Origin of the sequence: Streptomyces fradiae, from assembly GCF_041270065.1 — a bacterium.
GTDB lineage: Bacteria > Actinomycetota > Actinomycetes > Streptomycetales > Streptomycetaceae > Streptomyces.
The window spans coordinates 2,612,856-2,637,440 of sequence record NZ_CP065958.1; the positions used below are offsets into that span (position 1 = coordinate 2,612,856).

The following is a 24,585-nucleotide window of genomic DNA, read 5'->3' on the forward strand; positions in this document are numbered from 1 at the left end:
GCGTTGCGCCGAAGGACGCAACGCTTCAAGCCCCGGATCGCATTCCCCTGTGCCGGGTGACAGTGGCACATGGCAGGATCGGTGCTGTTTCGATGGCGTCACGAAGGAGTGCCCCGTGCCCGGTGAGAATCTGTCCCGCGACGAGGCCCGCGAGCGGGCCGAGCTGCTGACCGTCGACGGGTACGAGGTCCACCTCGACCTGCGTTCGGCGGTCGGCGAGTCCGGGGATGGTGTGCGCACCTTCCGGTCGGTGACCACGATCCGCTTCCGGCGCACCGGCTCGGGCGACGCCACCTTCGTGGACCTGATCGCCCCCTCGGTGAACGCGGTCACCCTCAACGGGCGCGAGCTCGACCCGAAGGCCGTCTTCGACGGCTCCCGGATCGCGGTCGACGGCCTCGCCGACGAGAACGTGCTGGTCGTCGACGCCCAGTGCGCCTACAGCCGCACCGGCGAGGGCATGCACCGCTTCGTCGACCCCGAGGACGGCGAGGTCTACCTCTACACCCAGTACGAGCCGGCCGACGCCCGTCGCGTCTACGCCAATTTCGAGCAGCCCGACCTCAAGGCGCCGTACCGCTTCGCGGTGGACGCGCCCGAGGGCTGGACGGTGTGGTCGAACGGCGTGGGCGAGCAGGACGCCGACGGACGGTGGCACTTCGCCGAGACGGCGCCCATCTCCACGTACATCACCTGTGTCGTCGCCGGTCCGTACCACTACGTCACGGACACGTACAAGCGCACCCTCGCCGACGGCTCCGAGCTGGAGATCCCGCTGGGCGCCATGTGCCGCAAGGGGCTCGCCAAGCACTTCGACGCGGACGACGTCTTCCTGATCACCAAGCAGGGCTTCGACTTCTTCCACGACAACTTCGACTACCCGTACCCCTTCGGGAAGTACGACCAGGCCTTCGTGCCCGAGTACAACCTCGGCGCCATGGAGAACCCGGGCATGGTCACCTTCCGCGAGGAGTACATCTACCGCGGCAAGGTCACGCAGGCGGCGTACGAGCGCCGGGCCAACGTGATCCTGCACGAGATGGCCCACATGTGGTTCGGCGACCTGGTCACCATGGTGTGGTGGGACGACCTGTGGCTGAAGGAGTCCTTCGCCGACTTCATGGGCTCCTTCTCGCTCGCCGAGGCGACCCGCTTCACCAACAGCTGGGTGACCTTCGCCAACAACCGCAAGGCGTGGGCGTACCGCGCCGACCAGCTGCCGTCCACCCACCCGATCACGGCCGACATCCGTGACCTGGAGGACGCCAAGCTGAACTTCGACGGCATCACCTACGCCAAGGGCGCCTCGGTCCTGAAGCAGCTGGTGGCGTACGCGGGCCGGGACGCGTTCCTGGAGGGCGCCCGCCGCTACTTCAAGCGCCACGCCTACGGCAACACGCGCCTCAGCGACCTGCTGACCGTCCTGGAGGAGACCTCCGGCCGGGACATGAAGGCCTGGGCGAAGTCCTGGCTGCAGACCTCCGGCGTCAACAGCCTCACCCCGGACGTCACCTACGACGCCGAGGGCCGGATCACCGAGCTCGCCGTGGTCCAGGAGGGCGACGAGCTGCGCCCGCACCGCGCCGCCGTCGGCCTGTACAAGCTCTCCGGCGGGGATCTCGTGCGGTACGCGCGCGTGGAGGCCGACATCACCGGCGCCCGCACCGTCGTGGCCGAGCTGGCGGGCGCCGAGAAGCCCGACCTGGTCCTGGTCAACGACGACGACCTCACGTACTGCAAGGTCCGCTTCGACGAGGGCTCGCTCGCCACGCTGCGCGCGCACCTCGGCGACATCACCGACCCGCTGGCCCGCGCGCTGTGCTGGTCGGCGCTGTGGAACCTGACCCGCGACGGCCTCATGCCGGCCCGTGACTTCGTCAAGGTCGCGCTGGAGTTCGCGGGCCGCGAGACCGACATCGGCGTGCTGCAGATGGTGCACGCCTGGGCGCAGTCGGCGGTCACCCACTACGCGGCGCCCGAGTGGCGTCCGGAGGGCGGGCGGCTGCTCGCCGAGGGCGGGCTGCGCGAGCTGCGGCTCGCCGAGCCGGGCAGCGAGCACCAGCTGACCTGGGCGCGCTTCTTCGCCGCCGTGGCCTCCTCGGACGCCGACCTCCAGCTTCTGGAGGGCCTGCTCGACGGCTCGGCCGGCATCGACGGCCTCGACGTCGACCAGGAGCTGCGCTGGGCGTTCCTGGAGCCGCTGGCCACCCACGGGCGTGCCGACGAGGCGCGGATCGGCGCGGAGCTGACCCGGGACGACACCGCGACCGGCAAGCGCCACCAGGTGCGCTGTCTGGCCGCCCGCCCGTCGGCGGCGGTCAAGGCGCAGGCCTGGGCGCAGGTCGTCGAGTCGGACGCGCTGTCCAACGCCCTGGTGGAGGCGACGATCGCGGGCTTCGTGCGGCCCTCGCAGCGCGAGCTGATCGCGCCGTACGCGGAGAAGTACTTCGCGGTGATCGAGCGGATCTGGGCCGAGCGCTCGATCCAGATCGGCATGGACGTGGTGCGCGGGCTGTTCCCGGGGCTGCAGGACCGGGACGAGACGCTGGCCTCGACCGACGCCTGGCTCGCCGACCACGCCGACGCCGCCCCGGCGCTGCGCCGGCTCGTCCTGGAGGCGCGGGACGACCTGGCCCGGGCGCTGCGGGCCCAGGAGTGCGACGCGCGCGCCGCGTAGCCGTACGAGCGGGTGGGCCCCCGGTGACGGGGGCCTACTCGGCACTCGAACGCGCGTACTTTAGCCCCGGCTTGTCCGGATTCGTCGACGCGCTTGTAACAGCGGTTAGTTGAGGCTCGGACGACGGAAGACCGTCGACATGAACCACAACACCCCCAAGGCTTCCCTCTCCCCCCTCCCCCACACCGGCGCCGACCGGTTCCGGGAGGCCCTCCGGCACGCCCGCCCCGAGGCGATGCTCACCGGGCTCGCCGCGCTCTCCCTGCACCGCTTCGCCTCCGCTCCCCCGACCGGCATGATCGACCGGGTCGACGTGCTCGTCCCGCGCACCCGCCGGGTGCGGTCCACCGGGCAGGTCCGGGTGGTGCGGACCGCCGAGCCGCCGCAGCCGGTGGAGATCGACGGGATGCCGGTCGCCCCGGTCCCCCGGGCGCTCGCCGACGCGGTCGCGTCGCTGAACGACGCGGGCGTGGTACGCCAGCTGCTCACCGAGGCGGTCAGCGGCGGGCACTGCGAACCGGGCGCGGTGGTACGGGAGTTGAACCGGGCCCGGCTGCTGACCCGGCCGCACGTGGTGGACGCGGTGGACTCGCTGCTCGCCGAGGGCCGGTCGATCGCCGAGGACCGGCTGTACGCGATGGTGCGGGAGTTCGCGCTGCCGGACCCGCTGTGGAACGTGGACCTGCGGCTGCCGGGCGGCCCGCACCTCGGCGGCGTCGACGCCTACTGGCCGGACCAGGCGGTCGCGGTGGAGCTGGACACCCGGGCGCCGCGGCAGGACGACGACGCGCTGTGGACGGAGTACACGCGCAAGCGCGAGCACCTGGAGCGGCTCGGCATCACCGTCGTCCACCTCACCCCGCGCAAGCTGCGCGAGGCGATGGACCAGCAGGCGACCGTGGTCCGTACGGCCCTGATGGCCGCGGCCGACCGGCAGCCGCCCGCCTATGTCGTCGTCCTGCCCCGCTGACCCCTACTGCTTGGGGGCCGTGCCGCAGAACTCCGCCTCCAGGAGGGGCTGGGTGTCACCCGTCCAGTCGGCGTTGAGGTTCGCGGCGAGCGAGTGCGCGCCGTCCCTGGTGACCACGGCGTGCGAGGTGGATCCATGGATGCCGCCGCTGTGGCCCCAGACCTCCTTCCCGCAGCTCAGCTTCGTCTGCGTCAGCGCGAGTCCGTACCGCGTCGACCCCCCGTCGAGGGGAGTGGCGACCGTGTCGGTCATCTCCTTCATCTCGGCCTTCGGGAGCAGTCGGCCCTTGAGCAGGGCGCGGTAGAAGGTCTGCAGGTCGTTCGCGTCGGAGATCATCTCGCCCGCCGCGCCGGCGAGGCTCGGGTTGAGGTCGCTGACGTCGTGGACCGGTCCGGTGCCGTCCAGGGTCAGCTTCGAGTACGCGGGTGAATGCGGCTGCGGCATACGGGACTTGGCGCCGGGGACGCTGGTGGCCCGCAGCTTCAGGGGCTTGATGATCCGGTTCTCGACGGCCTTGCCGTAGGGGCGGCCGGTGACCTTCTCGATGACCATGCCGGCGAGCACGAAGTTGGTGTTGGAGTAGTTCCAGGAGGTGCCCGGCGCGAAGTCGGGCTCGTGGGTCATCGCGATGGCGACGAGCTGCTCCGGGGTCCAGGTGTCGTAGCGGTGCTCCAGGAAGCCGGGGCCGAAGACCTTCTCCTGGAAGCCCGGGTCCTCGGTGTAGCCGTAGATGCCGCTGGTGTGGTTGAGCAGCTGCCGGACGGTGATCTCGCGGCCGTCGTGGCCGTGGCCGCGGACCACGCCGGGCAGCCATTTCTCGACCGGGTCGTCGAGGTCGAGCCGGCCCTCGGCCTGGAGCTGGAGCAGCACGGTGGCGGTGAAGGTCTTGGTGATGGAGCCGACCCGGAAACGGTCGTTGCCGTTGCGCTCGCCGGCGGTGCCGGTCCAGCGGTCCTTGCCGTCCCGGGCCTGCGCGACGGCGCCGGGCACGCCCTCGGCGACGACCGCGTCCAGGGCCTGCTGGGTGAGGGCGTGGGACGGCTTCGCCGAGGCGGCCGGGGCGGACGGGGCCGCAGTGGCGGCGACGGCGGGTGCGGCGAGCGCGGTGGCGGTGAGGCCGGCGACCAGTCCGGCGGCGAGGAGGGTACGGACGGTGCGTGCGGTGCGTGTGGCTGACATGCGGACTCCCGGGTCTCCCGTGATCGTGAACTGCGGTCACGGGAGGGGACCGCGGGAGGTGAGCGGCGGGTTGAGACCCGTCCGGACGGTTGATCCTTTTTCAGCCGTTCGCCGGATCGGTGAGGTGCGAGCGGCCCGAGGGGGGCCGGTCGCGCCAGAGCTGGAGGCCGATGTCGACGAGATCGACGCGGTCGAGGGCGGGTACGGAGTCGAGCGGGTGCCAGGCGGCGAGGTCGGTGGAGCCGTCGGTCTCGTGCCGCAGCTCGCCTCCGGTGATCCGCGCCTCGTAGATGATCCGCAGCCCCTGCCAGTCGCCGGGCCCGCCCATCCGGCGCAGCCAGTTGCGCCGGATGGAGTCGATCCCGAGCAGCACGGTGGGCTCGGCCACGTACCCGGTCTCCTCCTCGACCTCCCGCACGACGGTCTCGACCGGCTCCTCGCCGTGGTCCATCCCGCCTCCGGGCAGTGTCCACCGCTTGCGCCCGTCCTTGGCGACCCAGCGGGCGAGCAGTATCTCCCCGTCCCGGACGCACACGGCGTAGGCCGCCACCCGCAACTCCTGCTTCATACCGGGAGGTTAGGGGGAAACGGGGACGGGCCCTAGATCCAGTACGCGGGATAGCGCCGTCCCGTCACGCGCGCGCCCGCCAGGCCGACGGCGACCAGGAGCACCGCCGCGAGGGCGAGGAGGGCCAGGAAGGTCCAGAACGGGGGGGTGCTGGAGGGCGACGATGACCGCGGTGGCGGCGGCCGGGGAGTGGGGGGTGCGGGCGGCGGCCATCACGCCGAGGGCGAGGCCGCCGGCGAGGGCGGCGGACCAGAGGCCGGGGCCGGCGAGGGCGAGGACGGCGAAGCCGGTGAGGGCGGAGAGGAGCTGGCCGCCGACGACCGAGCGGGGCTGGGCGAGCGGCAGGTCGGGGGCGCCCGCGACGAGGGCCATGCTGGCGGCGAGCGGCGGGATGAGCAGCGGCTGGTGGAGGACCGTGCCGACGGCGACGAGCAGCAGGAGCGCCGTGACGCTGATGGCCGTGGAGGCGAGCAGCACGCGCGGGCGGGGCCGGGGCGGCGCCGAGGCGGGCCGGACGGCGACGGCGGGCGCGGCGGCGGGCTGGGCGGTGGTCACAGGTGGTCCTTCGCGGTGAGGTTCGAGGCGGGGTGAGCGGCGGGTTGAGGAGTGGGGGTCACGGGGGCCGACCAGCGGATCGGTGTCCGGGCCTGGACGGTGTGGTCGAGGCGGAAGCGGACGGTCCGGCCACCGGGGCCGTACTCGGTGTGGGCAAGGCCGGAGAGCTGGAGGGTGGTGCCGGTGGGCCAGTCGAGCAGGAGCAGTCCGGCGCGCCCGTCGGCGGCGAAGTTGCCGAGGGTGCGGAACATGTCGTTGCCCGGGTAGTCGGGCCAGCTCAGCTCGGTGGGCGATTCGACGGTGACGAAGCCGGGGCGGCCGCCGCGGTGGCTGACGTCGGCGCCGTCGGGCGTGGCGCTGGCGACGAAGAAGGTGTCGGCGGCCTTGACCAGGCGCTGCTGGGCGCGGCTGAGCGCGGTGCCGCGCCGCACGGCCCCGACCCCGGGCCCCAGGACGACGCCCGCGTCGCCCGTGCCGTACAGCCGGCGCTGTGACACGTACGCGGAACAGTTGGCGAAGACCCGCTCGGTCTCGACGCGCAGCCCGCGCGCGCTGGGGCGGGCGAGGCCGTTGAGGCGCAGCCGGCGCCGGGTGCGCGGGTCGACGGCGAGGGTGCCGACGGGGGTGCCGGCGGTGTCGGTGTCCATGTCGGTGTCGCTGCCGGTGACCGCCGTGCCGAGCGGGTCGTGGGCGGGGATGCCACCGGCGACGGAGAAGGTGTGCGGGCCGGTGGCGCGTGCGAAGCCGGGGCGGCCGGTGAGCAGGCTCGCCCAGACCCGGCCGGCCGGGTCGGCGGCGCCGAGCACCAGCATCGGCTGGGCCTCCAGGAAGGCGGCGGCCACCGGGGTGATGCCGGTGCGTTCGAGGACGGTGGAGCCGGGGAGGTGCGTGCGCATGGTTCCTCCAGGGATGCGGGCCCAGGGGCCTGCCCCACCCCTCACGACCGATGACAGCTAACCTTTCATCGGGACTTTAGAGGTTAGCGACGCCATCGCGCAACCAGTCACGTAACCTTCAAGGGTTAGTCCGAAAACCGCCGCCGCCGAGGAGGGCGCCCGCCATGACCGTCCCGACCGCCGCCGCCCCCGCCCCCGACCCGCGGCCGCTCACCGGCGAGCCCGTCTCCCTGGACCTGCTCAACACCCGCTGGATGGCGGACGGCGTACGGCAGGACCTGCTGACGGACACCGACGGGCTGGCGATCTGGCTGGCCGCCAACGGACTCGACGGGCGCTTCGCCGCCGACCCGGCCACCCTGCGGCACACCCTCACCGCCCGGGACGCGCTCGGCGCGCTCGTCGACCGGCCCGGCGACCCGGCGGCCACCGCGCGGGTGGACGCGGTCCTCGACCACGGGCGCATCCGGGCCGTGCTCAGCACCGAGGGCCCGGGCGAGCGGCCGGAGTTCGCCGACCCCGCCTGGGGTCCCGGCTGGACCGCCGCGCGCGACTACCTCGACCTCCTGCGCACCCAGCCGGACCGGATCCGCAAGTGCGCCCACGAGGCGTGCATCCTGCACTTCTTCGACACCTCGCGGAACGGGACCCGCCGCTGGTGCTCGATGGCCCTGTGCGGCAACCGGGCCAAGGCCTCCCGGCACTACGCCCGCACGAAGGACCAGTGACCCTTCCCGGCCCTCTCCCCGATCCCCTCCCCAAGCCCCTCCCCGACCCCCTTTCCGGCACCCTCGTCAACCCCCCTATCAACCCCTATATCGACCCCCGTCCCAACCCTCTGACGAATCACCCCTGTTGAGGTGATTCGTTCTCCGTGGCGCACGATCCCCAGTGGCGGATGTGCGCCACGCCCGCATTCCGCCGCCCGGGAACTCTCCCCAAACCCCTGTCACTTGCGAAAGGCTGAGCGGTCATCCGGTACCGAAATCCGGACCCTCTCCTTTCACTTCAGGGATGTAAATGACCACCCCCGAATCGCAGAGCTCCATACCCGGGCGCTCGACCCCCGGGACCAGACGTGCGGCCCGTATCGCCGCCGCCGCCGGACTCGTGACCGCGCTGATCGCGAGCGGCGCCGCCCCGGTCCTGGCCGCCGACGACCCGGCGACCGGCACCCCGGCCACCTCCCCGGCGAAGACCGCCGACCCGGCCGACAAGCTCGGCGTCACCGACGCCCAGCGCCTCGACGAGGCCGAGGCCGCGCACCAGCCGAACGTCACCGTGCTCGTCGCCACCGCCCCCGGCGCGACCGAGCAGGTCGCCGGCCAGCTCGACGCCGTCCCCGGCGCCTCCGTCGGCAAGCAGGACGACAGGCTCGGCTATGTCCGCGCCACCCTGCCGACCGCGAAGGCCGACGCGGCCATCAAGGCCGCCACCAAGCTCTCCTCGGTCCAGTCGATCGACCTCCAGGCGGAGATCGAGCTCGACGACCCCACCCCGGACGCCGGCACCACCGGCGCCGTCGAGGGCACCACGGTCACCCGGACCTACCCGGCGCCCGGCAAGTACACCCCGGCGAAGAACCCGTACAACCCCTCGTATGAGACGGGCGCGGTCGACTTCGTCAAGGAGCACCCCAAGGCCGACGGCCGCGGCGTGACCATCGGCATCCTCGACTCCGGTGTCGACCTCGGCCACCCGGCGCTGCAGAAGACCACCACCGGCGAGCGCAAGATCGTCGACTGGGTCACCGCCACCGACCCGATCACCGAGGGCGACGGCACCTGGCGCGCCCAGATCACCCCGGTCACCGGCCCGGTCTTCACCGCGAGCAGCCAGAGCTGGAAGGCCCCCGAGGGCTCCTACAGCTTCAGCGTGTTCCGCGAGTCGGTCACCGCGGGCGGCGACCCGAAGGGCGACATCAACCGGGACGGCGACACCACCGACGTCTTCGGTCTGCTCTACGACGCCGCCGCCGGCACCGTCCGGGTCGACACCGACCAGAACGGCGACTTCACGGACAACGCGCCGATGAAGCCGTACAAGGACGGCAACCAGGTCGGCTACTTCGGTACCGACAACCCGGCCACCCCGGTCGCCGAGAAGGTCCCGTTCGTCGTGCAGATCCGCAAGGACGTGCCGATGGACCCGCTGGGCGGCACCTGGGTCGGCAAGAAGGCCGACTTCGTCAACGTCGGTCTCGTCGAGTCCGCGCACGGCACCCACGTGGCCGGCATCACCGCCGCCAACGGCCTGTTCGGCGGGAAGATGAGCGGCGCCGCGCCCGGCGCGAAGCTCGTCTCCATGCGCGCCTGCACGTGGACCGGCGGCTGCACCAACACCGCGCTCACCGAGGGCATGATGGACCTCGTCGTGAACCGCGGCGTCGACATCGTCAACATGTCCATCGGCGGTCTGCCGCTGCAGAACGACGGCGACAACGTGCGCGCCCGCCTCTACACCCGGCTCATCGACGAGTACGGCGTGCAGCTGGTCATCTCGGCCGGCAACGAGGGCCCGGGCATCAACACGATCGGCGACCCCGGCCTGGCCGACAAGGTCCTCTCGGTCGGCGCGGCCGTCTCCAAGGACACCTGGGCCGCCAACTACGGCTCGGCCGTCGAGAAGAAGTACGCGATGTTCCCGTTCTCCTCGCGCGGCCCGCGTGAGGACGGCGGCTTCACGCCCACCATCACCGCGCCCGGCTCGGCCGTGAACTCCATCCCGACCTGGCTGGAGGGCCAGGGCGTGGCGGAGGCCGGCTACCCGCTGCCCGCCGGTTACGGCATGCTCAACGGCACCTCGATGTCCTCGCCGCAGGCGGCGGGCGCGAGCGCGCTGCTGATCTCGGCCGCCAAGCAGAAGCGCATCGCGCTCTCCCCGCTCACCCTGCGCACCGCGCTCACCTCGACCGCCAAGCGCATCTCGGGCGTCGCGGCCCACGAGCAGGGCGCCGGCCTCATCGACATCGAGGAGGCCTGGGAGTCGATCAAGGACGGTGCCACCGCCCACGACTACAAGGTCGAGGCCCCGGTCGACACCGCGATCTTCCCGGCCCCGCACACCGGCACCGGTGTGTACGACCGCGAGGGCGGCCTCAAGGTCGGCCAGAAGAAGGTCTACGACGTCACCGTCACGCGCACGAGCGGCCCGAACCGGACCATCGAGCACGAGCTCGACCTCAAGTACAACGACGGCACCTTCCGGATCCTCGGCGACGACGAGATCGACCTGCCGCTGAACAAGCCGGTCACGGTCAGGCTGGAGGCCCGCCCGCGGACCGCCGGCGTGCACAGCGTGATCCTGGAGGCCGACGACGAGCGCACCGAGGGCGTCGACAAGCAGATCCTCGCCACCTCGGTCGTGTCGAACGACCTGGTCGCGCCGGGCTTCGGCTTCACCGCCACCGGCACCACGCAGCGCAACAGTCACAAGTCCTACTTCGTGACCGTGCCGAAGGGCGCCAAGACCCTCGAGGTCTCGATCGGCGGGCTGAAGGAGAAGAGCCAGACCCGGTTCATCACCCAGCACCCGTACGGCGTAGCGGTGGACGACTCCGCGTCGAACCAGTGCTACCCGCACTACAACCCGGCGAACGCCTGCCGGCCCGACCTGCGCTCCTACGCCAACCCGATCCCGGGCGTCTGGGAGATCATCGTCGAGTCCCGCCGCACCTCGCCGGACCTGGACAACCCGTTCACCCTGAACGTGTCCGTCCTCGGCGCCGACTTCGACCCGGCCGTCCAGAAGGTCGCCGAGGCGAAGATCGGCACCCCGGCCGCCGTGCAGTGGAAGGTCGGCAACGGCTTCGCCGCGATCGACGGGCACCTCAAGGGCGGCTCGCTCGGCTCGCAGAAGTCCGAGCGCCCGACCATCCAGCACCACGAGCAGCAGACCCGCACCGTCACCATCGGTGAGGGCGTGGAGCGCCTCGACATCGCCATCGGCAACACCTCCGACCTGGCCGCCGACCTCGACCTCACGGTCACGCTCGACGGCAAGCAGGTCGGCCAGTCCGCCGACGGCGACTCCGAGGAGGCCGTGACCCTGCTCAAGCCCGCCCCCGGCACGTACACCGTCGTCATCGACGGCTACTCCGTGCAGGCGGCCGGCGGCACCGCCTACGACTACAAGGACGTGTACTACTCGTCCGCGCTCGGCACCGTGAAGGTCGACGAGTCGAAGCCGGTCCAGCTCGCCAACGGCGGCTCGGCGGACGTCTCCGCCGAGGTCGTCGTGAACGCCGCCGCGCCCGAGGGCCGGCAGTTCTTCGGCGAGGTGCAGCTGGTGAACGCGCGGGGCACCGCCGCAGGCACCGGCAGCGTGGTGATCGAGAAGGTCACCCCGTAGCATCCACGGGAGTACGAGGGGGTGGGCACCGGAACCGGTGCCCACCCCTTCGCCGTCCCCCCGCATGTGACCGTCCCGTGACCTGTCCGGCCCTTGGACAATGGATTGGACAAGGCGACCCGGGACATACGCATCATGGAAGCCGCAGCACCTGCACACTCGTACGGAGGAGTCCCCGTGAAGGTCGGAATCGTCGGAGCCACCGGTCAGGTCGGCACAGTCATGCGCAAGATTCTGGCCGAGCGGAAGTTCCCGGTCGACGAGCTGCGTCTCTTCGCCTCCGCCCGCTCCGCCGGCAAGGTCGTCGACGGCGTGACCGTCGAGGACGCCGCCACCGCCGACTACACCGGCCTGGACATCGTGCTCTTCTCGGCCGGCGGCGCCACCTCCAAGGCCCTCGCCGAGAAGGTCGCCTCCCAGGGCGCCGTGGTGATCGACAACTCCTCCGCCTGGCGCCGCGACCCCGAGGTCCCCCTGGTGGTCTCCGAGGTCAACCCGCACGCGGTCAAGGACCGCCCCAAGGGCATCATCGCCAACCCGAACTGCACCACCATGGCCGCGATGCCGGTGCTCAAGCCGCTCCACCAGGAGGCCGGCCTCACCGCGCTGATCGCCACCACCTACCAGGCCGTCTCCGGCTCGGGCGTGGCCGGCGTCGCCGAGCTGCGCACCCAGGCGTGCGCCGTGGCCGAGCAGGCCGACCAGCTGGCCTTCGACGGCGAGGCCGTCGCCTTCCCCGAGCCGAACGTCTACCGGCGCCCCATCGCCTTCAACGTCGTCCCGCTCGCCGGCAACCTCGTCGACGACGGCACCCACGAGACCGACGAGGAGCAGAAGCTCCGCAACGAGTCCCGCAAGATCCTGGAGATCCCCGAGCTCAAGGTCTCCGGCACCTGTGTCCGCGTCCCGGTCTTCTCCGGCCACTCGCTCCAGGTCAACGCCCGCTTCGAGCGTCCGATCAGCGTCGAGCGGGCCTACGAGCTGCTGAAGGACGCCGAGGGCGTCGAGCTCTCCGAGATCCCGACCCCGCTCCAGGCCGCCGGCAAGGACGCCTCGTACGTGGGCCGCATCCGGGTCGACGAGACCGTCGAGAACGGCCTCGCGCTCTTCCTCTCCAACGACAACCTGCGCAAGGGCGCGGCGCTGAACGCCGTGCAGATCGCGGAGCTCGTCGCGAAGGAACTGCAGGGCTGATCCCCGCCGTACGGAGGAACGGCGGTCACCGGTGACGGTGGCCGCCGTTCCTTCTTGTTCGCCCTGGGAAATGTGCCGTGCGCCTCCCGCTCACCCCGTGGAAGGATGGCCCAAACGTCACGAAACCGAGGAGTTGACCGGGTGCCTGGTACGAACCTGACCCGTGAAGAGGCTCAGCAGCGGGCGAAGCTGCTGTCCGTGGACGCGTACGAGGTCGACCTCGACCTCACGGGTGCGCAGGAGGGCGGCACCTACCGGTCCGTCACCACCGTCCGCTTCGATTCCGCCGCGGAGAACGCGGAGACCTTCATCGACCTCGTCGCGCCCGCCGTGCACGAGGTCGTGCTGAACGGGCACGCCCTCGACGTGGCCGCGGTCTTCCGGGACTCGCGGATCGCGCTGCCGCACCTGAAGCAGGGCCGCAACGAGCTGAAGGTCGTCGCCGACTGCGCGTACACCAACACGGGTGAGGGCCTGCACCGCTTCGTCGACCCGGTCGACGGGCAGGCGTATCTCTACACCCAGTTCGAGGTGCCGGACGCCCGCCGGGTCTTCGCCTCCTTCGAGCAGCCCGACCTGAAGGCCACCTTCCAGTTCACCGTGAAGGCGCCCGAGGGCTGGAGCGTGATCTCCAACTCGCCCACCCCGGAGCCGAAGGACGGCGTGTGGGAGTTCGCGCCGACCCCGCGCATCTCCTCGTACATCACCGCGCTGATCGTCGGCCCGTACCACGCGGTGCACTCGTCGTACGAGGGCGCCGACGGCCAGGTCGTGCCGCTCGGCATCTACTGCCGTCCGTCGCTCGCCGAGTTCCTGGACGCGGAGCACATCTTCGACGTGACCCGGCAGGGCTTCACCTGGTTCCAGGAGAAGTTCGACTACGCGTACCCGTTCGCCAAGTACGACCAGCTCTTCGTGCCGGAGTTCAACGCCGGCGCCATGGAGAACGCGGGCGCGGTCACCATCCGCGACCAGTACGTCTTCCGCTCCAAGGTGACGGACGCGGCCTACGAGCGGCGCGCCGAGACCATCCTCCACGAGCTGGCCCACATGTGGTTCGGCGACCTGGTCACCATGGAGTGGTGGAACGACCTGTGGCTGAACGAGTCGTTCGCCACCTTCACCTCGGTCGCCTGCCAGGCCTCCGTCGAGGGCACCCGCTGGCCGAACGCCTGGACCACCTTCGCCAACGCGGAGAAGACCTGGGCCTACCGTCAGGACCAGCTGCCGTCCACGCACCCGATCATGGCGGACATCAACGACCTGGAGGACGTGCTCGTCAACTTCGACGGCATCACCTACGCCAAGGGCGCCTCCGTCCTGAAGCAGCTGGTGGCGTACGTCGGGCAGGACGAGTTCTTCCAGGGCGTGCAGGCGTACTTCAAGCGCCACGCGTTCGGCAACACCCGCCTCGCCGACCTGCTCGGCGCCCTTGAGGAGACCTCCGGGCGTGACCTGAAGGCCTGGTCGAAGGCGTGGCTGGAGACCGCGGGCATCAACATCCTGCGTCCCGAGATCGAGACCGACGAGAACGGCGCGATCACCTCCTTCGCCGTCCGCCAGGAGGCCCCGGCGCTGCCCGCCGGCGCCAAGGGCGAGGCCGTGCTCCGTCCGCACCGGATCGCGATCGGCCTGTACGACCTCGACGCGGCCGGCAAGCTGGTGCGCACCGAGCGCCTGGAGCTGGACATCGACGCGGCCGAGCTGACGCCGGTCCCGCAGCTCGCCGGCAAGCAGCGCCCGGCCGTGGTGCTGCTGAACGACGACGACCTGTCGTACGCCAAGGTCCGCCTCGACGAGGTGTCCCTGAAGAACGTCACCGCGCATCTCGGCGACTTCACCGAGTCGCTGCCGCGCGCGCTGTGCTGGGCCTCCGCCTGGGACATGACCCGGGACGGCGAGCTCGCCACCCGCGACTACCTGGACCTGGTGCTCTCCGGCATCACCAAGGAGACCGACATCGGCGTCGTGCAGTCGCTGCAGGGCCAGGTGAAGGTGGCCCTCGACCTGTACGCGGCGCCGGAGTGGCGCGCCGAGGGCCTGGCCCGCTGGGGTACGGCCGCGCAGCAGCAGCTGCGGGCGGCGGCCCCGGGCAGCGACCACCAGCTGGCGTGGGCGCGGGCCTTCGCGGCGACCGCCCGTGAGGACGTCGAGCTCGGCCTGCTCGCGGCGCTGCTCGACGGCGGCGAGACGATCGAGGGCCTGGCGGTGGACGCCGAGCTGCGCTGGGCGTTCGTGCAGCGGCTCGCGGCGGCCGGCCGCTTCGAGGAGGCCGAGATCGCGGCCGAGCTGGAGCGCGACAAGACGGCCGCGGGCGAGCGCCACGCCGCCACGGCCCGCGCGGCCCGCCCGACGGAGGCCGCCAAGGCCGAGGCCTGGGCCTCGGTCGTGGAGTCCGACACGCTGGCGAACGCGGTGCAGGAGGCGGTGATCGGCGGCTTCGTCCAGGCCGACCAGCGCGAGCTGCTCGCCCCGTACACGGAGAAGTACTTCTCGTCGATCAAGCACGTCTCCGAGACCCGCAGCCACGAGATGGTTCAGCAGATCGTGGTCGGCCTCTACCCGACGCTCCAGGTGTCGCAGGCGACCCTGGACGCCACGGACGCCTGGATCGCGGCGAACGACCCGGCCCCGGCGCTGCGCCGGCTTGTGACCGAGTGCCGTGCGGGCGTCGAGCGCGCCCTGAAGGCGCAGGCGGCGGACGCGGCGGCGGCCTGACGGCCGTAGCTCCTCCTCGGTGAAGGGCCCCGGACCGGTGTCGGTCCGGGGCCCTTCCCGTTTCAGCGGCTCAGCCGAGGTTCGTGAGCCACTGCCAGCCGCCGGTGCCGATCGTCGTCGGGGTGCCGAGGCCGGTCGCCGTGCCCGGGAGGAACTCCAGGTTCTCGGCGGTGCCCGCGGTACGGGTGGTCCACAGGTCCGGCAGGCCGTCGCCGGTCACGTCGCCGGCCGAGACGGCGAGGCGCCGGTCGGCGACGGTCCAGGGGCCGCCGGTCAGGGCGACAGGGGCGGCGAGCGCGGTCGCTCCCTGGCTCGCGTACTGCTTGATCGCGCCGGTGGCCCGGTCGCGGCCCCACACGTCGGCCCTGCCGTCGCCGGTGACGTCGCCGGGCAGGATCACGTCGTGGCCGGCCCACTCGGGGCCGCCGATGTTCAGCGCGGCCTTGGCGGCGAAGGTCGGCTTGCCGTCGACGGCGGCGCCGCCGCGGTGCAGCCAGAGGCCGGTCGCGCTGCGGGCGAGGACGTCGGGGAGGCCGTCGCCGTCCACGTCGCCGGCGGCGAGCGGGGTGGCGTCGCTCCAGCCGGTGGGGCGGCCGCCCATGGCGACGCGGGTGCCGAGCTCGCCGCTGCCGGCGTTCGGGTAGACCCAGAGGGTGTCGCCGATCCGGGCGAGCAGATCCTCGCGGCCGTCTCCGGTCCAGTCGCCGCGGTGGCTGACGGCGGCGCCGGCCCAGCCGCCGGTGCCGATCTGGCGCATGCCGGCGAGGGTGCCGCCGCCGGTGCCGGAGTAGAGGCGCAGATTGCCGTCGTCCTTCACGGCGACGAAGTCGGGCCGGGCGTCGCCGGTGAGGTCGCCGTCGGTGCCGCTGCCGGGCCGGGGCTCGGGGTAGGCGGCGGCGCGCAGGAGCAGGTGGTCGGAGAGCGGGGCGGCGGGCGCCGGTTCGGGTTCGAGGGCGTCGGCGCGGACCGTGTGGAAGTCACGGGCGCTGAGGAAGACGTGGTCGAACTTCTTGCCGGTGTACGTGGTGGGCTCGCCGGAGCGGCACTCGGTGGCGCCGGCGTCGCGGCAGGCCTGGGTGAACCACTCCTGGTCGTTCTCGTCGGCCTCGGCGAACGGCCCGGTGCCGGGCAGCCCGGCCCGTATCGGGTCCAGGGCCGGGTAGTCGGGGCCCGCGTTGAGGTCGCCGCCGAGGATGACGGGGAGCCCGGCGGCCCAGGTGTCGACCTTGGCCATGACCTGGGAGGAGCCGTTGTCGGGCTGGATGTACTGGGCGAGGTGGGTGTTGCAGAGGAGCGTGGTGCGCCCGTCGATCGGTCCGCGGGCGCACAGCACCGCCCGGCCCTCCTCGCCCGCCGGGACGGTGAGGTTGGCGGCGTAGCGGTCGACGGCCGGCGCCTTGACGAAGACGCCGAGGCCGAAGCGCTTGTCGGTGGACCACTTGCCGCAGCCGGAGACGTCGTTGACGGTCGAGGTCCACACGCCGGTGTAGCCGGGCAGGGCGTCGCGCAGCGCGGCCCACTGGCCGAAGCACAGCTCCTGGAGGAACAGCGCGTCGGTGTCCCAGGCGAGCGTCTGGTCCTTGACCTTGGCGGTCCAGGTGGGCAGGTCGAGCGCGCTCTGGCAGGTGTAGCCGCCGCAGACGTTGTACGAGAGGGTGCGCACCGACGGCGCGGTGCCGGGGTCCACCGTGTCGGCGGCGGCCTGCGCCGCGGTCGGCAGGACCGCGGCGGCCAGCAGCGCGAGCACGGTGACGGCTCTGTGGAGGATTCTCATGTCCGCAGAGCGTAGTGATCGTTTTCCGTGCGTCGACGGGGAGCTCGTCAGTCGGTCAGGCGGGCGTACCGCGCGCGCAGTTCGGCGGCGCCGTCCTCGGTGAGGCTGCCGTGCAGACGCATCCGGGCGACGCCGCCGTCCGGGAAGGCGTCCAGGCGCACATGGGTGACCACGGCCCGGGCGGCGAGCGTGAAGCGGTGCAGGGTGTCGGGCTGGAGGCGGGTGCGCGGGATGATCTCGAACCACTCTGCGCCGTCTTCGGGACCGCCGTTGCGGCCCTGGAGGGAGATCCAGCCCGCCGAGTTGCCCTTGAGGTAGGCGGTGTCGATCTCGACGGCGCGGACGGCGCCCTGGGCGGCGAGCCGGAAGCGCACCCAGTCGTTGGTGCCGCGGACCCGGCGGCGGCGGTTCTCCCAGCCGTCGTCCATCTTGCGCGAGGTGCCGGGCAGGATGATCTGGGTGGGCGAGGAGTAGAACTTGTCGGAGGCGTCCTCGTAGGAGCCGCCGTTGAGCACCGAGATCAGGTCGAGGGTGCCGAGGACGTCCAGCCACTCGGGGTCCGGGACCACCTCGCCGTGCACGCGGAGGCGGGCGATGCCGCCGTCGGGGTGCTGGCACAGGCGCAGGTGGGTGTAGCGGCGCTCGGCGGTGATCGCGAAGCCGTTGGCGGCGTGGCCGCGCACCGGGGTGGGCGGCACGAGCTCCTCCCACTTGGCCTCCAGAAGCTCCTCCGGGCTGGGGGTTCCCTCGACGGCGGCGGCCTGGATGCTCACCTTCTGCGGGTAGTTGCCGCGGAAGTGGGCGGTGTCGACGATGATGCCGCGGATGACGCCGGGGGCGCCGAGGCGGACGATCGCCCAGTCGTGGTCCTCGGGCGCCGGGAACGGGTGGTCGGCGTCGGCGCCGCGGCGGCGCCGGGTCTCCCAGCCGTCCATGATCTTGCCCTTGTGGCCGAAGTGCTCGGGGTCGAACACGGCCCGCTCGCGGACGAGCAGGTTCTCCCGCTCGGCGAAGAACTCGTCGTTGGCGGCCACGACACCGGCGCCGAGGCGCCGGTCGGCGAGGTCGACGAGCTCGGTGAAGGGGAAGTCACCGGTGCGGTAGTCGGCGTACGGGTCGCCGCCGGCGTACGGCGCGGCGTCGTTGGCGTGCGGGTCCTGGTCCTGGATCGGGTCGTTCGCGTCGAGGCTCATGCTTCGACTGTGCCGCCGGAGCATGACTCAGGTCCATCGAATGTTTTCGACAGGTCTTTGTAGTGCTACTGAACGGTCTGGGCGGTCTCGCGCTGGACGGCGGCCTGGCGCAGGGCCGCGAGGACCCGGGCGACGGCGGGGCGTTCCTCCGAGCCGCGCCGGACGGCCGCGACGACATGGCGGCGCGGCTGGTCGGCGGAGAGCACCCGCATGACGACCCCGGCGCCGGTACGGCGTTCGGCGGCGGCCATCCGGGGCACCAGGGCGACGCCCATCCCGGCCTCGACCAGGGCGAGGATCGCGGTCCAGCCGGCCGCGCTGTGCGCCTGTTCGGGCACGAAGCCGGCGGCCTCACAGGCGGCGGTGGTGATCTCGGACCAGGGCCCGGAGCCGCCGAAGATCCACGGCTCGGCGGACAGGTCGGCGAGCCGCAGTCCGGCCGCGTCGGCGAGCGGGTGCCCGGCGGGCAGGGCGACGTCGAGCGGGTCGGCGAGCAGTGGCACCCGGCTGAACTTGGGGTCGCGGGCGGTGGGCGCGTGGGCGGCGAGGGAGAGCGCCAGGTCGACCTGGCCGGCGGTGAGCAGTTCGTACGCCTCCGCCGCCTCGGCCTCGCGGACCCGGACGTCGAGCCCGGGGTGGGCGGGGCGCAGCGCCTGTACGGCGGGGACGACGAGGGCGGAGACGGCGGTGGAGAAGGCGGCGACCCGGATCCGGCCGGCCTCGCCGCTGAGATAGGCGTCGAGATCGGCCTCGGCCCGCTCCAGCTGGGCGAAGACGGCCTCGGCGTGCCGCAGCACCAGATGGGCGGCGTCGGTGAGCCGGACCCGCCGGCCCTGGGCCTCCAGGAGCCGTACGCCGAGCTGCTTGGAGAGGTTGGTGAGCTGCTGGGAGACGGCGGAGGGGGTCATCAGGAGGGCCTCCGCGGTGGCGGTGACGGTGCCGCGGTCGCGCAGGGTGCGGAGGATCTGGAGCTTCTTGATGTCCCACTCGGTCATGGGCCGCAACCTACCGGCCCCGCTGCCGGGCCGAACTCAGGGCCACTCCGCCGAGGATGAGCACCATGCACCCGGCGCCGGCGAGCCCGAGCCGTTCGCCGAGGAGGAGGGCGGAGAGCAGGGCGACGCAGACCGGCTGGAGGTAGTAGACGACGCCGGCGCGGGCGGCGCCGATCAGGGCGATGGCGCGGTTCCAGGCGAAGAAGGCGACGGCGGAGGAGAACACGCCGACGTAGAGCAGGGGTCCGACGGTGCCGGCGGTGACCGGGAAGCCGCCCTGGACGGTGAGGGAGATCGCGTAGGCGGGGGCGAGCATCAGTGCGCCGAGCACGAAGGTGGTGAGCAGGAAGGCGAGTCCGTCGAGCTCGGCGGGCTTGCGCTTGAGCAGTGCGCTGTACGTGGCGAAGGACAGGGCCGCGGCGAACATCCAGAGGTCGCCGGGGGTGAAGTCCGAGGTCGGTGAGCCCTTGCCGACGAGCAGCAGCACGCCGAGGACGGCGGTCAGCAGGCCGAGGAGGCGCCGGGCGCCGAGCCGTTCGCCGCCGAGCCGCGCGTAGCCCGCCATGATCACCGGCGAGGCGGCCATGATCATGCCCATGTTGCCGGCGGAGGTGGTCAGTCCGGCCTGGTGGACCAGGGTGTTGTAGAGGGCGACGCCGAAGAGCGAGGCGAGCGCGACGAAGCCGAGGTGCCGCCGGATCAGGGCCCGCTGCCGCCACAGCGGGCGGGCGGCGAAGGGGGCGACGGCGAGCAGCGCGATGATCCAGCGCCAGAACACGGCCTGGACGGGCGGGATCGAGTCGGCCATGTCGCGGGTGGCGACGAAGCTGCCGGACCAGACGACGGTGGCGAGCAGGGCGAGGAGCACGCCGAGGCCGGCGCCCCGGTGGTTGCTCGCGGGGGCCGGCCTCTCGGTGGCGGTCTCGTTCTCAGCGGCGTTCTTGTCAGTGGCGTTCTTGCCAGTGGCGGTTTTCTCGGCGGCGATCAGGCTCATGGACGCTACCGTCGCACCGCAGAAACCTCCAGGTCCATCGAAACTTCCTGACCGTTCTTTTCAGAAGAGCTGAACGATTTGGGCGCCTCCGCGGGCTCCTTCACGGCGCGGGGCCGGGGCGAGAGCTGGCCCGCCAGCGTGGCGCCGAAGGCGATGACCATGCCGAGCACCTGGACCGGACCGAGGGCCTGGCCGAGGGCGGCCCAGCCGATGACGGCGGCGGTGATCGGCGAGAGCGGGCCGAGCAGGGTGACCGAGGAGGCGCTGAGCCGCTCGATGCCGCGGAACCAGAGGAAGTAGGAGATCGCGGTGTTGCCGAAGGCGAGATAGGCGTAGCCGGCCAGGTTGGTGCCGGTGAGGGCCGGCGGGGCGCCCTCGATCAGCAGGGCGACGGGCAGCAGGACGAGGCCGCCCGAGGCGAGCTGCCAGCCGGTCAGGGCGAGGGCGCCGACGCCCTCGGGGCGGCCCCAGCGCTTGGTGAGGACGGTGCCGGCGGACATCGACAGGGAGGAGAGCAGTCCGGCGACCACGCCGACGGTGTCGAAGGCGGCTCCCGCCTTCAGGACCACGAGGCTGACACCGAAGGCGGCGGCGATGGCGGTGAGCAGCCCCCGCACGGTGGGCCGGTCACCGAGGAGCAGGGCGGCGAGGGCCACGACGAACAGCGGTCCGACCGAGCCGACGACGGCGGCGACGCCGCCGGGCAGGCGGTAGGCGGCGAGGAAGAGGAGCGGGAAGAAGGCGCCGATGTTGAGGGCGCCGAGGACCGCGGACTTCCACCACCAGGCGCCCTGCGGGAGCTTGCGGGTGAGGGCGAGGAGCAGCAGTCCGGCGGGCAGCGCCCGCATGAGTCCGGTGAAGAGCGGCCGGTCGGGCGGCAGGAACTCCGTGGTGACGAAGTAGGTCGAGCCCCAGGAGATCGGGGCCAGGGCGGTCAGGGCGACGGTGGCGGCCTTGCGGGACATGACGGTTCCCCCTCTGCGGCGACTTGCTCAGCGGTAATTAACTTAGCACTAAGCTACTTATGCGCAAGTGGCTTTTCGGTAAGTGACTTAGTTGCAAGCAGCTCAGGAGAGAGGGAGACTGCGGGCATGGAGAATCACGACGCCGTCGACGCCATCACCGACCAGTGGGCGGCCGTCCGCCCGGACCTGGAGACGCTGCCGATGGCCGTCTTCGGCCGGATCTACCGGCTCGCCGGCGCCATGCGCGGAAAGGTGGACCAGGCGTACAAGCCGTACGGGGGCATGGGGCTCGGCGAGTTCGACGTGCTCGCGACGCTGCGCCGCTCCGGTGAGCCGTACACGCTCTCACCGCGCGAGCTGACCGCCACGCTCATGATCACGACGGGTGGGATGACCGGCCGCCTCGACAAGCTGGAGCGGGCCGGGTTCATCACCCGCAGCCCCGACCCGAACGACCGGCGCGGGCTGCGGGTCACCCTCACCGACGAGGGCCGGGAGCTCGTCGACCAGGCCGTCGGCGCGGGCCTCGCCCAGCAGCGGGCCGCCCTGGAGGCCGCGCTCAGCACCGAGGAGGCGGAGCAACTGGCCGGGCTGCTGCGGAAGCTGCTCGCCACCACCGCGTGAGGACGCAGTAGCACCCCGGCAGGGGTCCTGAGGACGCACGAGGGCGCCGCGCGGTACCCGTTGTACCGCGCGGCGCCCTCGTGAACGTACGAGTGAGGCCTAGGCCTGCTTCCGGGACTTGTCGAGGACCATCACCAGGCCGGCGATGATCAGGAACAGTGCGATCGGCGCGGCCACGTACAGACCGATGGTCTCGATGACCTCCAGCTTGGGGGCCGGGTCGTCACCGTCGTCGCGGGTGTTCGCGAGCGCGGGGGACGACATGAGCAGCATCATCAGCGTCGTACCGGCCGCGACGGCGCCGGCGCGCAGGGCGTTCTTCTTGTCCACGGTGCAAAAGTAGCGAACACCTAAACGGACCGCGCGCCCGGGGGTGCCGTACGGGCACGCACGCCCCCTCCGCGCGCCTCCGCGACCGCGTCCGCGTCCGCATCCGAGACCGCCTCCGAGACCCCCCTCAGCAGATCGTGCGCCCGGGGCGAGGCGGCGAGCTCCTCCAGGGACATCGGCTGCCCGTCGGGCCCCGCCACCGGCAGCCGCCAGTTGGGGTACTGGTCCCAGGTGCCCGGCAGGTTCTGCGGCCGCCGGTCCCCCACCGCGTCCGGCAGCCACACCCCGACCAGGCGCGCCGGGGTGGCCGCCAGGAAGCGGTGGAAGGCCCGGACCTCGGCCGCCTCGTCGCCCGGCCCCTCCGGCAGGAATCCGAGCCGCTGCAGCAGCCCCAGCCACTCCGAGGTCTCCGCCGCGTCCCGGGCCCGCTCGCGCGCCAGACCCCCGTCCCCGTCCGCGGAGCCGCTCAGCAGCCCGAGCCGGTGGCGGAGCGTCACATGGGAGCCGGACAGGCGCGCGGCGGTGGACGGCAGGTCGTGGGTGGTGGCGGTGGCCACGCAGTCGGCCCGCCACTCCCCCGGCGCCAGCGGCCGCCCGCCGCCCGCCCAGTCCCGCTCGAACCACAGCACCGAGGTGCCGAGCACCCCGCGCCGGGCCAGCGCCTCGCGCACCCCCGGCTCGACCGTGCCCAGGTCCTCGCCGACCACCGAGGCGCCCGCCCGGTGGGCCTCCAGGACCAGGACGGCGAGCATGGCCTCGGAGTCGTAACGGACGTACGTGCCCTCGGTCGGCTCGCCGCCCTCCGGCACCCACCACAGCCGGAACAGCCCCATGACGTGGTCGATCCGCAGCGCGCCCGCGTGCCGGAGGAGTTCGCGGAGAAGACCTCGGTACGGGGCGTAGCCCGCGGCGGCGAGCGCGTCCGGGCGCCAGGGCGGCAGGCCCCAGTCCTGGCCCCGGGAGTTGAATGCGTCGGGCGGCGCGCCGACCGACATCCCTGCGGCGAAGACCCGCTGCTGCGCCCAGGCGTCGGAGCCGTCCGGGTGCACGCCGACGGCCAGGTCGTGGACGATCCCGACCGGCATCCCGGCCCGCCGTGCGGTGTCCGCCGCGTCGGCGAGCTGCCGGTCCGTCAGCCAGGCGAGCCGGCAGTGGAAGTCGACCCGGGCGGCCAGGTCGGCGTCCGCCCGGACCGCCGCCGCGGCCCCCTCCGGGTCGCGCAGCTCTTCCGGCCAGCGGCGCCAGTGGTGGCCGTGCCGCTCGGCGAGCGCCTGGTAGGTGGCGTGGTCCTCCAGGGCCCGGCCGCGGCCGGCCAGGAAGTCGCGGTAGTCGGCCCGGCGGCCGGGTCCCAGCTCGACGGTGTGCACCAGCTCCAGGGCGCGCCGCTTGACCTCCCACACGGCGTCCCGGTCGATCAGCGCGCCCTTGCCGAGCACCCTCTCGCGCAGCTCGGCGGCGTCGGCGAGGATCCGGTCGAGCTCGTCGCGGCGGGCCGGGTCCACGTACGCGTACTCCGGGATGTCCTCGATCCGCAGATGCACCGGATCGGGGAAGCGGCGGGAGGACGGGCGGTACGGGGAGGGGTCGGACGGCGCCCCGGGGACCGCCGCGTGCAGCGGGTTGACCTGCACGAAGCCGGCACCGTGGGTGCGGCCCGCCCAGTCGGCGAGCTCCCGCAGGTCACCGAGGTCGCCCATGCCCCAGGAACGGGCGGAGAGGAGGGAGTAGAGCTGGACGAGCAGCCCGAAGGCCCGTCCCCCGGCCCGACCCCCGGCCTGCTCCACCGGCGCGGGCACGCGCGCGGGGGCCACGATCAGGGTGCTCGCCGTACGGCGCCCGTCCGGGGCCTCGGCGACCAGCCGGTGCACCCCGGTGGGCAGGGCGCGCCAGTCGGCGCCCGTGACGGTCCGGCCGGCCTCGGTGGTGACGGTGAGCCGGGTGCCGGGTGGCAGTCCGCGGGGCGGCCGGAGCCCGCGCCGAGCGCCCGCCTCTGTCGCCTCCCCCGCTTCGCCCTCGTCGTCCTGCCAGCGGACCACGGTGGGCGGCAGCAGCCGTTCCCGGGCGGTGCGTTCGGCCGCCTCAAGCGCCGCGGCGAGCGCCTCCGGGCCCGAGGCGTCCACCCCGAGGGCGCGCAGCACCGCCACCACGGTGGCCTCGGACACGGGGACCGTGACGCCCTCGGAGGGGGCGTACGAGGTGGCGACGCCGTGCAGGTCGGCGAGGCGGGCCAGGGTCACGTCACACTCCGGGGGACTCCGAACCGCCCGCGGTGGCGCGGGCGGTGGGTTCGCTGGTCAGGGGGGCGGCCTCGATCAGGGGCGGTTCGCTGGTGAGCGGCGCGGCGTCGGCGAGCGGCGGTTCGCTGGTGAGCGGTTCGCTGCTGGGCGACGCACTGCTGAACGGCGCGCTCTGCCTCGGGATCGCTATCCGTTTGCAGGCGTGGTCGGTCGCGGGCGCGGTCACGGGATCTCCCGGTGTTCGTCTCGACAGGTAAGACAGCAGAGGGAGCCCTACCCAGCGATTCCCGTTTTACCGGCGGGATGTGGCGAAAGCGTGCCACCTCGCCGAAACCGCACCGGGCAATGCGGACAGTTCGCCCTGCC

The 24,585-nt window shown here is 72.6% G+C and carries 19 protein-coding genes; 7 read left to right on the forward strand and 12 right to left on the reverse strand.

Annotated features, from left to right (window positions below; translation table 11 throughout):
- The first annotated feature begins 115 nt into the window (after positions 1-115).
- On the forward strand, positions 116-2,677 hold the full coding sequence (pepN, locus tag JAO84_RS11765; RefSeq protein WP_370412815.1) for an aminopeptidase N: 2,562 nt from the start codon (positions 116-118) through the stop codon (positions 2,675-2,677).
- A gap of 139 nt (positions 2,678-2,816) precedes the next feature.
- Positions 2,817-3,647 (forward strand): hypothetical protein, encoded by an 831-nt coding sequence (locus JAO84_RS11770; RefSeq protein ID WP_370412816.1) that lies wholly within the window; start codon positions 2,817-2,819, stop codon positions 3,645-3,647.
- Between the two features lie 3 nt (positions 3,648-3,650).
- Here JAO84_RS11770 and JAO84_RS11775 read toward each other — a convergent pair whose 3' ends face one another.
- From JAO84_RS11775 to JAO84_RS11790, 4 genes are all read right to left on the reverse strand, one after another.
- Complete coding sequence (locus tag JAO84_RS11775) at positions 3,651-4,826, reverse strand: serine hydrolase domain-containing protein (RefSeq protein ID WP_370412817.1); 1,176 nt, start codon at positions 4,824-4,826, stop codon at positions 3,651-3,653.
- A 100-nt stretch (positions 4,827-4,926) separates the two neighbouring features.
- A complete protein-coding gene (locus tag JAO84_RS11780; protein WP_265862421.1) occupies positions 4,927-5,394 on the reverse strand; it encodes an NUDIX hydrolase in 468 nt (155 codons plus the stop codon).
- A gap of 9 nt (positions 5,395-5,403) precedes the next feature.
- On the reverse strand, positions 5,404-5,949 hold the full coding sequence (locus tag JAO84_RS11785) for an HPP family protein (protein ID WP_370412818.1): 546 nt from the start codon (positions 5,947-5,949) through the stop codon (positions 5,404-5,406).
- Positions 5,946-6,845, reverse strand: coding sequence for a pyridoxamine 5'-phosphate oxidase family protein (locus JAO84_RS11790; protein ID WP_370412819.1), 900 nt, complete (start codon positions 6,843-6,845; stop codon positions 5,946-5,948). Before JAO84_RS11790 ends, JAO84_RS11785 begins: the two co-directional genes overlap by 4 nt.
- 164 nt (positions 6,846-7,009) lie before the next feature.
- Between JAO84_RS11790 and JAO84_RS11795 the strand changes: the two genes are divergently transcribed.
- From JAO84_RS11795 to pepN (JAO84_RS11810), 4 genes are all read left to right on the forward strand, one after another.
- The gene (locus tag JAO84_RS11795; protein WP_265862428.1) at positions 7,010-7,573 is read left to right on the forward strand and encodes a CGNR zinc finger domain-containing protein; all 564 of its coding nucleotides are present in this window, start codon (positions 7,010-7,012) and stop codon (positions 7,571-7,573) included.
- A 292-nt stretch (positions 7,574-7,865) separates the two neighbouring features.
- Complete coding sequence (locus tag JAO84_RS11800) at positions 7,866-11,195, forward strand: S8 family serine peptidase (protein ID WP_370412821.1); 3,330 nt, start codon at positions 7,866-7,868, stop codon at positions 11,193-11,195.
- A gap of 177 nt (positions 11,196-11,372) precedes the next feature.
- Complete coding sequence (locus tag JAO84_RS11805; protein ID WP_370412822.1) at positions 11,373-12,389, forward strand: aspartate-semialdehyde dehydrogenase; 1,017 nt, start codon at positions 11,373-11,375, stop codon at positions 12,387-12,389.
- 141 nt (positions 12,390-12,530) lie between these two features.
- The gene (gene pepN, locus JAO84_RS11810) at positions 12,531-15,107 is read left to right on the forward strand and encodes an aminopeptidase N (RefSeq protein WP_370412823.1); all 2,577 of its coding nucleotides are present in this window, start codon (positions 12,531-12,533) and stop codon (positions 15,105-15,107) included.
- 70 nt (positions 15,108-15,177) lie between these two features.
- Here pepN (JAO84_RS11810) and JAO84_RS11815 read toward each other — a convergent pair whose 3' ends face one another.
- The 5 genes from JAO84_RS11815 to JAO84_RS11835 form a co-directional block, all read right to left on the reverse strand.
- The gene (locus JAO84_RS11815; protein WP_370412824.1) at positions 15,178-16,881 is read right to left on the reverse strand and encodes an FG-GAP-like repeat-containing protein; all 1,704 of its coding nucleotides are present in this window, start codon (positions 16,879-16,881) and stop codon (positions 15,178-15,180) included.
- Positions 16,882-16,928: 47 nt separating this feature from the next.
- Positions 16,929-18,074, reverse strand: a complete 1,146-nt coding sequence (alc, locus tag JAO84_RS11820; RefSeq protein ID WP_370412826.1) for an allantoicase — start codon at positions 18,072-18,074, stop codon at positions 16,929-16,931.
- 65 nt (positions 18,075-18,139) lie between these two features.
- Complete coding sequence (locus JAO84_RS11825) at positions 18,140-19,069, reverse strand: LysR family transcriptional regulator (protein ID WP_370412827.1); 930 nt, start codon at positions 19,067-19,069, stop codon at positions 18,140-18,142.
- A gap of 10 nt (positions 19,070-19,079) precedes the next feature.
- Entirely contained in the window at positions 19,080-20,063 is a 984-nt protein-coding gene (locus tag JAO84_RS11830) for a DMT family transporter (RefSeq protein ID WP_370412828.1), read from the reverse strand.
- Between the two features lie 5 nt (positions 20,064-20,068).
- Positions 20,069-21,028, reverse strand: coding sequence for an EamA family transporter (locus tag JAO84_RS11835; protein ID WP_370412829.1), 960 nt, complete (start codon positions 21,026-21,028; stop codon positions 20,069-20,071).
- Between the two features lie 126 nt (positions 21,029-21,154).
- On the opposite strand from JAO84_RS11835, the gene JAO84_RS11840 reads away from it, so the two are divergent.
- Positions 21,155-21,652, forward strand: coding sequence for a MarR family winged helix-turn-helix transcriptional regulator (locus JAO84_RS11840; RefSeq protein WP_370412830.1), 498 nt, complete (start codon positions 21,155-21,157; stop codon positions 21,650-21,652).
- Positions 21,653-21,751: 99 nt separating this feature from the next.
- On the opposite strand, the gene JAO84_RS11845 is transcribed toward JAO84_RS11840, so the two are convergent.
- Genes JAO84_RS11845 through JAO84_RS11855 form a run of 3 tightly spaced genes read right to left on the reverse strand, consistent with a single transcriptional unit; the run spans position 21,752 to position 24,484 of the window.
- Positions 21,752-21,982 carry a hypothetical protein gene (locus JAO84_RS11845; RefSeq protein WP_370412831.1) on the reverse strand — a complete coding sequence of 77 codons (231 nt, stop codon included), beginning with the start codon at positions 21,980-21,982 and terminating at the stop codon, positions 21,752-21,754.
- Positions 21,983-22,002: 20 nt separating this feature from the next.
- Entirely contained in the window at positions 22,003-24,219 is a 2,217-nt protein-coding gene (malQ, locus tag JAO84_RS11850) for a 4-alpha-glucanotransferase (RefSeq protein ID WP_370412832.1), read from the reverse strand.
- Position 24,220: 1 nt separating this feature from the next.
- Positions 24,221-24,484, reverse strand: coding sequence for a hypothetical protein (locus JAO84_RS11855; protein ID WP_370416727.1), 264 nt, complete (start codon positions 24,482-24,484; stop codon positions 24,221-24,223).
- Positions 24,485-24,585: the final 101 nt, after the last annotated feature.

Coding starts and splice junctions, on each gene's coding strand:
- JAO84_RS11800 (WP_370412821.1), top strand. CDS start 7,866: ATGACCACCCCCGAATCGCAGAGCTCCATACCCGGGCGCTCGACCCCC.
- JAO84_RS11830 (WP_370412828.1), bottom strand. CDS start 20,063: ATGAGCCTGATCGCCGCCGAGAAAACCGCCACTGGCAAGAACGCCACT.
- JAO84_RS11815 (WP_370412824.1), bottom strand. CDS start 16,881: ATGAGAATCCTCCACAGAGCCGTCACCGTGCTCGCGCTGCTGGCCGCC.
- JAO84_RS11780 (WP_265862421.1), bottom strand. CDS start 5,394: ATGAAGCAGGAGTTGCGGGTGGCGGCCTACGCCGTGTGCGTCCGGGAC.
- JAO84_RS11795 (WP_265862428.1), top strand. CDS start 7,010: ATGACCGTCCCGACCGCCGCCGCCCCCGCCCCCGACCCGCGGCCGCTC.
- alc (WP_370412826.1), bottom strand. CDS start 18,074: ATGAGCCTCGACGCGAACGACCCGATCCAGGACCAGGACCCGCACGCC.
- JAO84_RS11825 (WP_370412827.1), bottom strand. CDS start 19,069: ATGACCGAGTGGGACATCAAGAAGCTCCAGATCCTCCGCACCCTGCGC.
- JAO84_RS11790 (WP_370412819.1), bottom strand. CDS start 6,845: ATGCGCACGCACCTCCCCGGCTCCACCGTCCTCGAACGCACCGGCATC.
- JAO84_RS11835 (WP_370412829.1), bottom strand. CDS start 21,028: ATGTCCCGCAAGGCCGCCACCGTCGCCCTGACCGCCCTGGCCCCGATC.
- JAO84_RS11775 (WP_370412817.1), bottom strand. CDS start 4,826: ATGTCAGCCACACGCACCGCACGCACCGTCCGTACCCTCCTCGCCGCC.
- JAO84_RS11840 (WP_370412830.1), top strand. CDS start 21,155: ATGGAGAATCACGACGCCGTCGACGCCATCACCGACCAGTGGGCGGCC.
- JAO84_RS11770 (WP_370412816.1), top strand. CDS start 2,817: ATGAACCACAACACCCCCAAGGCTTCCCTCTCCCCCCTCCCCCACACC.